Below are 14,215 nucleotides of genomic sequence, written 5' to 3' on the forward strand. Positions count from 1 at the left end.
GACTCTCGAGGTCACTTCCACTTTCTCGGACAAAAGCTGTAAGGATGCTTTTGTTTCGAAAGTTCCTGTGCTTGTCGAGTCTAGACGAGCGCCTTCAGCATTTAATGTTTAAAATGTCTTACTCCTGTAAACACCATTGTGATGCCGTATTCGTTTGCTTTGTCGATTGAGTCTTGGTCTTTGATAGAGCCGCCTGTTTGGATGATTGCTGTGATGCCTGCTTTTGCAGCTATTTCTACAGTGTCATTCATTGGGAAGAAGGCATCTGATGCAAGTGCTGCACCTTTTGCTTTTTCGCCAGCTTGCTCTAGTGCAATTTTCGCTGAGCCTACGCGGTTCATTTGACCAGCGCCAACGCCTAAAGTCATTTTGTCATCTGTTACAACAATCGCATTTGATTTAACGTGTTTGACGACTGACCAGCCGAGTTTCATTGCTGCCCATTCTTCTTCAGTTGGTTCGCGGTCAGTTACAACTTTTACTTCTCCATTTTTTAAACCAAAACGGTCTGGTTCTTGAACAAGTAAACCACCTTCAACGGATACTGTGTTGAATTTATCGCGTTTTTCTTGAGAGAATGAGATTGTTAGTAGACGAATATTTTTTTTCGCTGATAATTTTTCAAGCGCTTCAGTAGTGAATGCAGGAGCAATGATAATTTCTAGGAAGATACCTGCAAGTTGTTCTGCTGTTGCTAAATCTACTTCGCGGTTCAAAGCAATGATGCCGCCGAATATTGATGTTGAATCTGCTTCATATGCTTTTGCAAATGCTTCAGAGATTGATGGAGCTGTACCAACGCCACATGGATTCATATGTTTTACTGCTACTGCAGCTGGTGCTTCAAATTCTTTAATGATTTGAAGTGCTGCATTTCCATCTTGAATGTTATTGTAAGATAGCTCTTTACCGTGTAATTGCTCAGCTGATGCGATTGAGAAATCTGAGCCTAAATGCTTTTGGTAGAAAGCCGCTTTTTGGTGAGGATTTTCACCGTAACGAAGAGGTTGTTTTAATTCGTATGTTAAAGTCATTTGCTCTGGGAATTCTTCGCCAGTGTATTCTGTTAAGTAGTTAGAAATATAAGCATCATATGCTGCTGTATGACGGAATACTTTTGCACCTAAACGACGGCGTGTTTCAAGTGTTGTTTGACCATCAGCTTTAAGCTCTGCTAACACTGCTAGGTAATCATTTGAATCGACGATGACTGTTACATATTTTTGGTTTTTCGCGGCTGAACGGAGCATTGTTGGGCCACCAATATCAATGTTTTCAATAGCATCAACGATTGTTACATCAGGCTTTGAAATTGTTTCAACGAATGGATATAGATTCACACAAACGATTTCGATTGGCAAAATACCATGTTTAGTCATTTGCGCTTGGTGTTCTGGATCGTCATGTTTTGCAAGTAATCCACCATGAATCAGTGGGTTCAGTGTCTTAACACGCCCACCTAAAATTTCAGGGAAGTTTGTTACTTGGTCAACAGCTGTTACTGCTACTCCATTTTCTTGTAAATGCTTTTTTGTACCGCCTGTTGATAAAATTTCATAGCCTAATGCCTCTAATTCTTTAGCAAATTCTAAAACACCTGATTTATTAGAGACACTGATTAACGCACGTTTCGTCACGATTATTTCCTCCTTAAATTTGAAAGCAAGTTGTGAATAATATGTAATACAGGGGCTGGAACCAGAGCTCAAGGCTCTGGTTCCAGTTAAATGATTATTATCAAATTCGCCTTAGCGTATTTGCTCCTGACGCTTCGCTTTCGTCGCAGAAAACATTGCGCCCAGATTTTTATCGAGCTTGCTCGATAAATCCCCCTTAAAATCTGTGGTATCCGCTGGGGCTTTTACTTTATTCAGCCGGGGTCTGGACCTCTACTGAATTGTATACATTTGATGCATTCATCACACCACTTATAAAAGTGGGTGATGAATGCAGAATCAAGTTAAAGTTTTCTGTAATGCTTCTTTATAAAGCTCATGTTCAATAGCATGGATTGCTTGTTCTGTTGCTTCACGATCACCATCAACGACTGTTACAGCACGCTGCGCAATAATTGGACCTGTATCCATTCCTGCATCTACATAATGCACCGTAACACCTGTTACCTTCACACGGTGGTCCATTGCTTGTCCAATGGCGTCTTTTCCAGGAAATGAAGGTAATAGAGACGGGTGAATGTTAATAATTTTCGAAGCATAGGGATCTAATAATGTGTTACCGATTAAACGCATATACCCTGCAAGCACAATCCATTTCACTTCACATTCTTGAAGTTTTGATAAAATGGCCTGTTCATATGCTACCTTTGAATCGAAATTCTTTGGGCTTAGTGCTGCTACAGGAATGTTTTTTACTTTTGCACGTTCAACGACGTAAGCGCCAGGCTTATCCGTTACAACGAGCTCAATTTTTGCGTTTATTTCACCGCGTTCAATTGCTTCTTGAATGGCTTGAAAATTAGAACCGCTACCTGATGCAAAGACTGCGATGGAAACGATATTACTCATTTGTTAGGCTCCCATCATTTTCACCGTTGAAAATAACGCCTTCACCTTTCACAACGCGACCAATTTCATACGCTTTTTCGCTATGCTCTTCCGCAATCTCAATAATACGAGCTGCTTCTGAAGCTGGCACTGAAAGAACGTAACCAATTCCCATATTAAAAACATTATATAAATCACGATCTTGCAGTTCACCTTTATCTTTCAAAAAATCAAAGACAGGTAATACTGGCCAAGTACCTAAATCAACTTCAGTTGCAAGTCCTTCCGGCATCATACGAGGTAGGTTTTCATAGAAACCACCACCTGTAACGTGAGCCATACCATGAACTTCACATTCTTTTAGCATTGCTAAAACTGGTTTTGCATAGATTTTTGTCGGTACTAGTAACGCTTCGCCAATCGGGCCTAAGTTCTCGTAACCCTCTACAATTGTATCTGGAGTGAAGCCATTATCAGTAAAAACCACTTTACGAACAAGTGAGTAACCATTTGAATGAATACCGCTAGAAGCAAGTCCTACTAGTACATCACCTTCTGAAATTTTCTCTCCTGTTACGATGTTTGCTTTTTCAGTAGCACCTACTGCAAAGCCTGCTAAGTCATATTCGTCCTCTTCGTAAAGACCAGGCATTTCAGCTGTTTCGCCACCGATTAATGCAGCGCCCGATTGGACACAACCGTCAGCAACGCCTTTAACAATTTGTTCGATTTTAGCAGGTTCAGCTTTACCAACTGCTACGTAATCTAAAAAGTATAATGGCTCTGCGCCTTGTGCAACGATATCGTTGACACACATTGCTACACAGTCTACACCAATTGTATCGTGTTTATCTGTCATAAATGCTAGTTTTAGTTTTGTCCCAACACCATCTGTTCCAGAAATAAGAACTGGTTCCTTCAAATTTAATTCGGACAAATCGAACATGCCACCAAAGCCACCAAACGAACCCATGATGCCTTTTCTAGCTGTACGTTCAACGTGTGATTTCATTCTTTGGACTGCTTCATAGCCTGCTTCTATATTAACGCCTGCTTGTTCATATGCTTTTGACATGTAGATCGTCTCCTTAACGTAAAAGTTCTTTTTCGTGTGGCAAGATAGTATCAGGGAAAATTTCTGTTGGATATTTTCCAGTAAAACATGCTAAGCATAGACCACGTTCTGGACCTTCATGTTGACGGCCAATAGATTCTACCATGCCTTCAACAGATAAAAACGTTACCGTATCAGCACCAATCGCATCACGGATTTCTTCAACACTATGACTAGAAGCTATAAGTTCTTCGGATGAAGATGTATCAATACCGTAGTAGCATGGGTCTGTCATTGGAGGAGAACTGATGACAACATGCACTTCTGCCGCTCCAGCTTCCTTCAACATTTTGACGATACGTCTTGAAGTTGTACCACGAACAATTGAATCATCTACCATTACAACTCGTTTTCCTTGAACAACTTGACGTACTGGTGATAATTTCATCTTCACACCACGTTCACGTAACTCTTGTGTCGGTTGAATAAAAGTTCGACCAACATAACGGTTTTTAATAAGGCCTAATTCGTAAGGAATACCACTCTCTTCAGCAAAACCAATCGCTGCAGAAATACTTGAATCAGGAACACCAGTTACAACATCTGCCTCTATATGAGCACATTCTTTTGCGAGCGTTTTCCCCATACGTTTGCGTGCCATATGCACGTTAATACCGCCAATTTCTGAATCAGGTCGTGCTAAATATACATATTCCATCGCACACATTGCACGATTAGCTGGTTCTACAAAACGATCGCACTTCACTCCAGAATCATTAATAACAAGTAATTCTCCAGGCTCTACTGAACGAACGAATTCTGCGCCAATTAAATCGAACGCACAAGTTTCAGAAGCAACAACCCAGCTGTCACCTAATTTACCAAGTGCTAACGGGCGTAAACCATGTTGATCACGAGCCACGATTAAACCTTCTTCAGATAACATCAAAATTGAAAATGCACCTTTTAACAAGGAAAGAGCATTTTTCACTTTTGACAGGAATGTAGGATGTGTACTTTTCTTAATCAAGTGAGCAAGTACTTCCGTATCAGAAGTTGAGTTAAAGATGCTACCTTGACGTTCTAAATGTTGTTTTAAGTGATTTGCATTAACTAAATTGCCATTATGTGCAATTGATAAACTGCCTGTTGACGAGCGAAACAGCAGCGGCTGAACATTTTCAATTCCGCCGCCTCCTGCTGTCGTATAACGCGCATGAGCTATTGCTGCTTGTCCTTTTAAGCCTTCCAATTTACCTTCACTAAATACGTCATTCACAAGACCTTCGCCTTTTACAGCGCGAAATTGCTTGCCATCTTTGACAACAATTCCAGCCCCTTCTTGACCACGATGCTGTAGTGCATGTAAACCGTAATAACTAAGCTGCGCTGGGTTTTCATTACCCCAAATCCCAAACACGCCACATTCTTCATTTAAGCCTCTGAGTTCACCAAACATGGTATTGCCCCTTTCCAAGCATCTTGGAATTCTGCAACTGAACCTTCGATTAATGTAGAACAGTCTTCACCACGAACACTCAAAGTGGCATCTGCTGAAACAACACCAATTTTCCGAGCATCTTTTACAGTTGCTTCAAATGCATGTGCATTGTCAGCATTTACTGTCACTAAGAAACGAGATTGTGATTCGCTAAATAATGCAGTAACTGCTGAACCTTCTAAGATGACTTCTACTCCGAATTTTGTACCGAATGTTTTTTCTGCTAATGCAACTGCTACGCCGCCTTCTGCAACGTCATGTGCAGATGCTACTAAACCTTGCTGAATAGCTTTTAATAACGCGTCTTGGCGCGCTGCTTCTATTGCTAAATCTATTACTGGTGCTTGACCGAAAATGCGACCTTCATTTTGCATTTTTTGCAGTTCAGATCCACCAAATTCAGTTTTTGATTCACCGATTAAGTAGATATAGTCGCCAGCTGCTTTTACTTGTTGAGTTGTAACATGAGCTAAGTCTTCCACTAGACCAACCATACCGATTGTTGGTGTTGGGTAAACAGCTACACCACTACGTTCGTTATAAAGTGATACGTTACCGCCAATTACTGGTGATTCAAGTGCTAAACAAGCCGCTGCAATACCGTCAGCCGATTTTTCAATTTGCCAGAAGATTTCTGGTTTCTCTGGATTACCAAAGTTCAAGCAATCTGTAATCGCAAGTGGCTTACCGCCAGAACAAACGATGTTACGAGCTGCTTCAGCAACCGCAATTTTACCGCCCACTTCTGGATCTAAGTAAATATAACGAGAGTTACAGTCCGTTGTCATAGCAAGGCCTTTATTCGTACCACGTACACGTACGACTGCTGCATCAGAACCTGGTGCAACCACTGTTGACGTACGTACTTGGTAATCATATTGGTCATAAACCCACTCTTTAGAAGCAATTGTTGATTGTTTTAATAAAGCAGTTAAAGTTTCCTTGTAATTAGCAACTGAAGGCTCTACATTTTCCATCGCTTGGAATTCATTGTAGTAAGCTGGCACAGCTGAAGGTTTGTGATAAACAGGTGCTTCCTCTGCAAGAGCATCTGCAGGAACGTTTGCAACAACTTCTCCATTGTGAATTAGGCGAAGCATTTTATCGTCGGTTACATGACCGATTGTTACTGCATCTAAGTCGTATTTTTCGAATAAAGTAACGATTTCAGCTTCATAACCTTTTTTCACAACGATTAACATACGCTCTTGAGATTCAGAAAGCATCATTTCGTAAGCAGTCATACCAGTTTCACGTTGAGGTACAAGGTCTAAATTCATTTCAATACCATAACCAGCTTTAGAAGCCATTTCAGCAGATGATGAAGTTAAGCCTGCAGCACCCATATCTTGAATCCCTACTAGAGAATCAAATTTCACTAATTCTAGACAAGCCTCAAGAAGTAACTTCTCCATGAATGGATCTCCAACTTGTACAGCTGGACGTTTTTCTTCAGATGACTCACTTAATTCTTCAGATGCGAATGTTGCACCGTGAATACCATCACGACCTGTTTTCGCACCAACGTACATTACTGGGTTACCAACGCCTGAAGCAATTCCTTTTTGAATGTCCTTGTGATCAATCAAACCGACACACATAGCGTTAACTAATGGATTACCTTCGTAGCAATCGTCGAACTGAATTTCACCACCAACAGTCGGGATACCGATACAGTTACCGTAGCCTGCAATTCCCGCCACTACTTCTTCGAATAAATATTTTACACGTGGAGTTTCTAACTCACCAAAACGTAGTGAATTTAACATAGCAATTGGGCGTGCTCCCATTGAGAACACGTCACGGATAATACCACCGACACCGGTTGCCGCACCTTGGTAAGGTTCAATAGCAGATGGGTGATTATGTGATTCCATTTTGAACACAACGGCTTGGTTATCGCCGATATCGACGATTCCTGCACCTTCACCAGGCCCTTGTAATACACGAGGTCCTTCAGTTGGGAATTTACGAAGCACCGGTTTAGAGTTTTTATATGAGCAGTGCTCTGACCACATTACTGAGAACAGACCCGTTTCAGTCCAGTTAGGTGTGCGACCTAGAATGCTTTCTACTAACGCAAATTCTTCATCGGACATGCCCATTTGTGCATAGAGTTTTTGCTCTTTAATTTGCTCTTGTGTTGGTTCAAGCTTGATTGACATGTGATTCCCTCCACTGTTTGACAATTGATTTGAATAATGCAAGACCATCAGCACCACCGATTAGTTCACTTACAGCGCGCTCTGGGTGAGGCATCATACCAAGAACATTACCTCGTTCGTTGACGATTCCTGCGATATCTTCCAAACTACCATTTGGATTTTCACCAGCATATGTAAAAATAATTTGGTTATTGTCTTTTAATGTTTGCAAAGTGTCCTCATCACAGTAGTAGTTTCCTTCACCGTGGGCGATTGGTACTTTTATAATTTCATCTTTAGCATATTGATTTGTAAATTGTGTGTTGTTGTTAGCTACCTTTAGTTCTACTGTACGGCACATGAATTTCAAGTTTTTATTACGAAGAAGTGCTCCTGGTAACAGGCCTGCTTCCGTTAAAATTTGGAATCCATTACAAATCCCAAGTACTGGTTTACCCGCTCCAGCTGCTTTTACCACTTCAGTCATAACATTTGAAGAGCGAGCAATTGCACCACAACGTAGGTAATCCCCATAAGAGAATCCTCCAGGTAGTAAAATACCGTCATAGCTGCTTAAATCTTTCGTATCATGCCAAACGTAGTCTGCTTCTTCACCAAGTTCGTCTTTAATCGCGTGATACATATCTAAATCACAGTTCGATCCGGGGAAAACGATTACTGCGAATTTCATAGTTAGTTAGCCTCCTCGACTTCGTAACGGTAGTCTTCAATTACTGTATTTGTTAGTAATTTTTCACACATTTCTCTCACAACTGTATTTACATCACGTTCAGAAGGTTCGATTTGTAATTCTAAATATTTACCAATACGCACGTCTGCAACCTCGTTGTAACCCATCGTGTGTAATGAGCCTTTCACTGCAGAACCTTGTGGATCTAAAACACTTTCACGAAGTGTTACGTAAACTTTTACTTTTTTCATTTCGATAGTCCTCCTAAGCGAGCTAGTATGATTTTATAAACTTCTGTTAAATCGCCAATATTACGGCGGAAAACGTCCTTATCAAGCTTTTGCTTTGTTTCCGAATCCCAGAGTCGGCAAGTATCTGGTGAAATTTCATCTGCTAGTAAAACTTGACCATTAGCATCACGGCCAAATTCTAGTTTGAAATCTACTAGAATAACACCGATTTCTTGGAAGAATGGACGGAGAACGTCATTCACTTTTAAGCCATTGTCATATAGAGCTTGTACTTCTTCTGAAGTAGCAATATCCAATACGTCAATATGCTCTGATGTGATGAACGGATCTCCAAGATCATCATTTTTGTAATAAAATTCAACGATTGGACGACTAAGGGGTGTTCCCTCTTCATATCCAATTCGATTCGCAAGGCTACCTGCTGCAATATTGCGGACAACCAATTCAATTGGTATGATGTCCACCTTTTTCACAAGCTGTTCGTTATCTGAAATTTTTCCAACGAAATGAGAGTCGATTCCGGCTGATTTTAATTTGTCGAAAATTAAAGTAGTAATGCTGTTATTTAAAACACCTTTACCAGCGATTTCTTCTTTTTTCTCACCGTTAAATGCTGTAGCACTATCTTTGTACTCAACAAACAAAATATTTTCTTCTGTTGTTGCATACAATCTTTTAGCTTTTCCTTCATACAAAAGTTGACCTTTTTCCACTGTTAATTCCCCCGGTTTAGTTTAATCCTAGACGTTCAAAAATTGTCTCCACATGTTGTAGATGATGATGATAGTCAAAGCACTCATCTAACTCTTCTTTTGAAAGATGAGCAGTGATTTTCTCACTAGCATCGACTAATCCACGGAACTGCACTTGCTCATCCCAAGCTTTGGCAGTTAGGGGTTGTACTGTATCGTACGCTTCTTCACGTGCTAGACCTTTGTCGATTAAAGCAAGTAATACACGTTGTGAATAAATAAGGCCAAATGTACGACCCATATTACGTTTCATATTGTCAGGGAACACTGTTAAATTTTTCACGATATTTGCAAAACGATTTAACATATAGTTTAGAGCGATAGTGCCATCTGGTAAGATCACACGCTCTGCTGATGAATGTGAGATATCACGTTCATGCCATAATGACACATTTTCATAAGCTGTCATCATATAACCACGAAGTAAGCGGGCCATACCAACCATATTCTCAGAACCGATTGGATTACGTTTATGCGGCATTGCAGAAGAACCTTTTTGCCCTTTTGCAAAGAATTCCTCAACTTCACGTGTTTCTGATTTTTGTAATCCTCTGATTTCAGTTGCAAACTTCTCAATTGAAGATCCAATTAGAGCTAAGGTAGCCATGTATTGAGCGTGGCGATCACGTTGTAATGTTTGTGTAGAAATCGGAGCTGCTTGTAAACCTAATTTTTCACAAACATATTTTTCAACAAATGGATCGATATTTGCGTAAGTACCTACCGCTCCAGAAATTTTACCTGTTTCGATAACCTCGGCAGCTGCTTCGAAACGTTCTAAATTTCGTTTCATTTCTTCTAGCCATAGAGCTAGTTTTAGGCCAAATGTTGTCGGTTCAGCATGAACACCATGTGTACGACCCATCATGACTGTATATTTATGTTCTTTCGCTTTATTTTCTAGAATTTCGACAAAATTCTTAATATCTTTACGTAAAATTTCGTTAGCTTGTTTGATTAAATAAGAAAGAGCAGTATCTACAACGTCAGTAGAAGTTAAACCATAATGTACCCATTTGCGTTCTTCACCAAGTGTTTCTGAAACGGCACGAGTAAATGCCACTACATCATGACGCGTATCTTTTTCGATTTCTAAAATTCTATCAATATCAAAGCCAGCGCCAGCGCGAATTTTAGCAACATCTTCTTTTGGGATATCGCCTAGCTCAGCCCATGCTTCACAAGATAAAATCTCTACTTCTAACCATGCTTGGTATCTGTTTTCATCTGTCCAAATTGCACCCATTTCAGGGCGAGTATAACGTTCTATCATTTTGTTCTCCTTCTATTCCGACCAAATGTTGGAATCATTAATTTCTATTAAAGTTTTGTCGAGGTCATTTGTCATGATAGTGACATGGCCCATTTTGCGATTTTGTTTTGCTTCTTGCTTACCATATAAATGAATAGACCAATCGGAATATTTTGAAACAGAATTGCTAAGCGGTACAACATGTTGTCCAAGTACATTGACCATTATCGAAGGTGACCATAATTTAGGTTCGCGTAATGGCCAACCGCATACTGCACGAATATGCTGGTGGAACTGTGAAATATTGCACGCCTCAATCGAGTAATGTCCTGAATTATGTGGCCGTGGTGCTAACTCATTAACAATAATTTCTTCGTCTTCTAATACGAATAGCTCTACAGCTAATGTACCCACTAATTTAAGATGATCTGCAATTTTTTTTGCTGCTTCAGTAGCTCGTTTTGCCGTAATGTCTGTTATGCGGGCCGGTACAATCGTTTCATGTAAAATATGATTCACATGAATATTCTCTCCAATAGGAAGACAATATGTTTCGCCTTGAACATTTCGTTGTACGATGACTGAAATTTCTTTCTTGAATGGTACGAACGCTTCAGCTACACAAGCCGAATGTTCAAATAGAGATTCCGCTAATAGCAGGTCACTTTTTGATTGTAGTGTCTGTTGACCTTTCCCATCATAACCACCACGAGCAGTTTTTACGACACATGGGAAGCCCACAGTGTCGATTCTATTTTGAAGCTCCTCGAAGCTTTTAGCAGCTACGTATGTTGCAACTGGACAACCAGCCTTATGGATTGCTGCTTTTTCTAGAATACGATCCTGCGTAATACGGACAAGTTCAGCACCTTGAGGTACGTATGCAATCTCAGTCAATCTTTTCAAACCTTCATAATCGATGTTTTCAAATTCAAATGTAATGGCATCGCTTACTTCTGCAAGCTCTTCTAAGGCCGCATCGTCGTTATATGGAGCAACGATGCGAATATCAGCTACTTGGCCACATGGTGAATCCATTGTCGGCTCAAGTACGGCAATTTTAAAGCCGGCTTCCTTTGCAGCAGTTGCCATCATACGTCCAAGTTGACCCCCACCGATTATACCGATTGTTTGACCAGGATAAATCATCTTCGTCACCCTAACTCACCTGAACTTTCCAAGGCTTTCATTTTCATTGCTTGGCGTCTTGCTTCAATTTTTTCAGTAATCTCAAAATCGGTTGTTGATAAAATTTGTGCTGCTAGTAAACCGGCATTTGTCGCACCAGCTTTACCAATAGCTACTGTTGCTACAGGAACACCACCGGGCATTTGAACGATAGACAATAAAGAATCCAGTCCATTTAATGCTCTCGATTGAACAGGTACTCCAATAACCGGTAAAGTCGTCTTAGCTGCTACCATACCCGGTAAATGCGCTGCACCACCTGCTCCTGCAATAATTACATGAAGACCTCTTGTACGGGCCTCCTGAGCATATTCAAACATCAAATCAGGTGTTCGATGTGCTGATACCACTTTTTTCTCATATGGAATTTGTAATTCATCTAATACGTCACATGCATGTTTCATTGTTTCCCAATCACTTGAACTTCCCATGATCACGCCGATTTTTGGACTCATACATTCCGCTCCTTTAAACAAATAAAAGTCCCCAAATAAAATACTTCACACAACTATGCGTGAAAGCAATTTACTTGAGGACTTAACAAAAGAGGCTGGCTTAGAGACATTAGCTATACGCAATTGTGTCACACCTTTCACTCTTATTCCAAAAGTTGCTTTCCCGCATAGTCCGACATTTACGGTGTCGGGTAGAGACACTAAGGCCAATTCCTTAGCATATATGGGGATTCGATGTTTTCCTTCTCACATTTTAACAATTGAAAGAGGACAAGTCAATGCATAAATACGAACGATATATTTTTCCGACACATTATTGTTCGTATTTAGATTCATTTTCTAGTTAATCTCCACACAACATACCTTTAAATCGTATTATTTGACGAACTGGAACAGGATTTCCGTCCCTCATTTCAAAAAGCGGTTCTTCTTTACGTGCAATAGGCATATAACCAGCCTTATTCATACGTTCCAAACATGCATCAATCGTCTCATCATCTTCTACTTCAAACCATACTTGCTTTTTACTCACACTTTCACTTCCTTTTATAACGATACCCTTATTATAGCTCGCTTACTCCATTTCTTCTATTTTAGACAAAATAAAAAGCACCACTAAAAAATAGTGGTACTTAACCTTACTTTATTTACTTACAATGGTTAATGCCTTTTTAGCAACGCCTGTACTTACAGCAGCATCGATAACAGCTTTCGCTACTATTGGAGCAACTCGTTCATCTAGAGCGTCTGGAATGATTGTACCTCGCGATAAATCATCCTCATCTATTAAAGAAGCAATGGCAAAGACAGCCGCCAATTTCATCTCTTCATTAATCTCTGATGCTCGAATATCTAATGCACCACGGAAAATCCCCGGGAATGCCAGCATATTATTTACCTGATTAGGATAATCTGAACGTCCCGTTGCGAAAACACTTACACCCCATTGCATTGCATTTTCATACGAAATTTCAGGAGTAGGATTTGCAAGCGCAAAAATGATTGGATCACTATTCATACTCTGTATCATTTCTTCCTTCAGTAAATTTGCTACAGATACTCCTATGAAAATATCTGCACCTATAAGCGCCTCACTTAATGTGCCTTTTCTTTCTTCACTATTCGTTATTTTAGCAAGATCATGTTTTACAGAATTCATTCCCTGTTCACGACCTTCATAAATAATTCCTGTAGAATCGCATATAATAATATGTTCGTAGCCGATTTGCTTCAGTATTTTCAAAATAGCAACACCGGCAGCTCCAGCACCGTTTATAACAACACGTACAGTACTCTTATCTTTATTAAGTATCTTCAATGCATTATGAAGTCCAGCTCCTACTACAATGGCTGTACCATGCTGATCATCATGAAAAACAGGTATAGAACATTCTTTACGTAATCGTTCCTCTACTTCAAAACATCTCGGCGCTGCTATATCTTCTAAATTGATACCCCCAAATGTAGGACTAATACCTTTGACAATTCGTACAATCTCATCTACATCTGTAGTATCTAAACAGATTGGCACTGCATCAATGTTAGCTAATTTTTTAAACAAGATAGCCTTACCTTCCATAACAGGTAAGGCAGCCTCAGAGCCAATATTACCTAATCCTAAAACAGCAGTACCATCTGTCACAACGGCTACTAAATTTCCCTTTGCTGTATAATCATAAACAGTAGTTGGATCCTTTACAATCTCCATACAAGGTTCCGCAACTCCTGGAGAATAAGCTAAACTCAAATCCTCAACACTATCAATTTCTACCTTTGAAATTACTTCAATCTTGCCTCGGTTGTTTTTGTGCATTGCTAACGCATTATTTCTAAGCTCGTTCATTATATGCCTCCAATTCATTTCTAACACATAACATTTTAACACAAAACAGAAAATATCGTACATTAGTAATGATTTTTAATGTTATAAGAATATATAATAGTTCATTCTGAAGATTCTGTCAATTTTATAGTTTACTAATACACCTTTTATTGATCTATAGAAAAATACTTTAAGTAATCTATTTTCTGTAAACATTTTGAATAACTTAGATTTTACCAGGTCAATACAACAAATCAAATACCAAGACAAGAGAAATTTAAAACCTGCTTTTCTAAGTTTCATTTTTACAAGTTTCAGCATAATCTCTTACATTATTCTATATTTAGATAATAACTTCAAAGTACTTATTTGAAATAATAAAAAAGACACAACCGATAAAATCAGTTGTGCCTTAGTATGCCTAGCAACGTCCTACTCTCACAGGGGGAAACCCCCAACTACCCTCGGCGCTAAAGAGCTTAACTTCCGTGTTCGGCATGGGAACGGGTGTGACCTCTTTGCCATCATCACTAGACTCTATACGGCTTTCAATACACGTCGTATTACTCGTGTCTTGAAACCCTACTATCGAGAACTTGTT

At 39.7% G+C, this 14,215-nt stretch carries 13 protein-coding genes, 1 rRNA gene and 1 riboswitch; all 14 genes read right to left on the reverse strand.

Annotation, left to right across the window (positions count from 1 at the left end):
- Positions 1-101 precede the first annotated feature (101 nt).
- Entirely contained in the window at positions 102-1,637 is a 1,536-nt protein-coding gene (gene purH, locus JFL43_RS21605) for a bifunctional phosphoribosylaminoimidazolecarboxamide formyltransferase/IMP cyclohydrolase (RefSeq protein ID WP_200750649.1), read from the reverse strand.
- A gap of 318 nt (positions 1,638-1,955) precedes the next feature.
- Positions 1,956-2,525 carry a phosphoribosylglycinamide formyltransferase gene (purN, locus tag JFL43_RS21610; RefSeq protein WP_100795782.1) on the reverse strand — a complete coding sequence of 190 codons (570 nt, stop codon included), beginning with the start codon at positions 2,523-2,525 and terminating at the stop codon, positions 1,956-1,958.
- Positions 2,518-3,579, reverse strand: a complete 1,062-nt coding sequence (gene purM, locus JFL43_RS21615) for a phosphoribosylformylglycinamidine cyclo-ligase (RefSeq protein WP_200750650.1) — start codon at positions 3,577-3,579, stop codon at positions 2,518-2,520. Before purM ends, purN begins: the two co-directional genes overlap by 8 nt.
- A gap of 13 nt (positions 3,580-3,592) precedes the next feature.
- Positions 3,593-5,017 carry an amidophosphoribosyltransferase gene (gene purF, locus JFL43_RS21620; protein WP_200750651.1) on the reverse strand — a complete coding sequence of 475 codons (1,425 nt, stop codon included), beginning with the start codon at positions 5,015-5,017 and terminating at the stop codon, positions 3,593-3,595.
- Positions 4,993-7,224, reverse strand: coding sequence for a phosphoribosylformylglycinamidine synthase subunit PurL (purL, locus tag JFL43_RS21625; RefSeq protein ID WP_200750652.1), 2,232 nt, complete (start codon positions 7,222-7,224; stop codon positions 4,993-4,995). The genes purF and purL overlap by 25 nt, the downstream gene beginning before the upstream one ends.
- Positions 7,208-7,894, reverse strand: a complete 687-nt coding sequence (gene purQ / locus JFL43_RS21630; protein WP_200750653.1) for a phosphoribosylformylglycinamidine synthase subunit PurQ — start codon at positions 7,892-7,894, stop codon at positions 7,208-7,210. Before purQ ends, purL begins: the two co-directional genes overlap by 17 nt.
- Before the next feature lie 2 nt (positions 7,895-7,896).
- The gene (gene purS / locus JFL43_RS21635) at positions 7,897-8,145 is read right to left on the reverse strand and encodes a phosphoribosylformylglycinamidine synthase subunit PurS (protein WP_200750654.1); all 249 of its coding nucleotides are present in this window, start codon (positions 8,143-8,145) and stop codon (positions 7,897-7,899) included.
- The gene (purC, locus tag JFL43_RS21640) at positions 8,142-8,858 is read right to left on the reverse strand and encodes a phosphoribosylaminoimidazolesuccinocarboxamide synthase (protein WP_200750655.1); all 717 of its coding nucleotides are present in this window, start codon (positions 8,856-8,858) and stop codon (positions 8,142-8,144) included. Before purC ends, purS begins: the two co-directional genes overlap by 4 nt.
- A 16-nt stretch (positions 8,859-8,874) precedes the next feature.
- Positions 8,875-10,170 (reverse strand): adenylosuccinate lyase, encoded by a 1,296-nt coding sequence (gene purB, locus JFL43_RS21645; protein ID WP_100795775.1) that lies wholly within the window; start codon positions 10,168-10,170, stop codon positions 8,875-8,877.
- A gap of 12 nt (positions 10,171-10,182) precedes the next feature.
- Positions 10,183-11,307, reverse strand: coding sequence for a 5-(carboxyamino)imidazole ribonucleotide synthase (purK, locus tag JFL43_RS21650; protein ID WP_200750656.1), 1,125 nt, complete (start codon positions 11,305-11,307; stop codon positions 10,183-10,185).
- On the reverse strand, positions 11,304-11,792 hold the full coding sequence (gene purE / locus JFL43_RS21655) for a 5-(carboxyamino)imidazole ribonucleotide mutase (RefSeq protein ID WP_200750657.1): 489 nt from the start codon (positions 11,790-11,792) through the stop codon (positions 11,304-11,306). Before purE ends, purK begins: the two co-directional genes overlap by 4 nt.
- A 148-nt stretch (positions 11,793-11,940) precedes the next feature.
- Positions 11,941-12,039: riboswitch (purine riboswitch) on the reverse strand.
- Between the two features lie 96 nt (positions 12,040-12,135).
- Complete coding sequence (locus tag JFL43_RS21660) at positions 12,136-12,324, reverse strand: NETI motif-containing protein (protein ID WP_100795772.1); 189 nt, start codon at positions 12,322-12,324, stop codon at positions 12,136-12,138.
- Between the two features lie 111 nt (positions 12,325-12,435).
- Positions 12,436-13,635: an NAD(P)-dependent malic enzyme gene (locus JFL43_RS21665; protein ID WP_200750658.1), complete on the reverse strand. Its 1,200-nt coding sequence runs from the start codon at positions 13,633-13,635 to the stop codon at positions 12,436-12,438.
- Positions 13,636-14,033: 398 nt separating this feature from the next.
- A 5S ribosomal RNA gene (gene rrf, locus JFL43_RS21670) occupies positions 14,034-14,149 on the reverse strand.
- Positions 14,150-14,215: the final 66 nt, after the last annotated feature.

Source organism: Viridibacillus soli (assembly GCF_016612995.1).
GTDB lineage: Bacteria > Bacillota > Bacilli > Bacillales_A > Planococcaceae > Viridibacillus > Viridibacillus soli.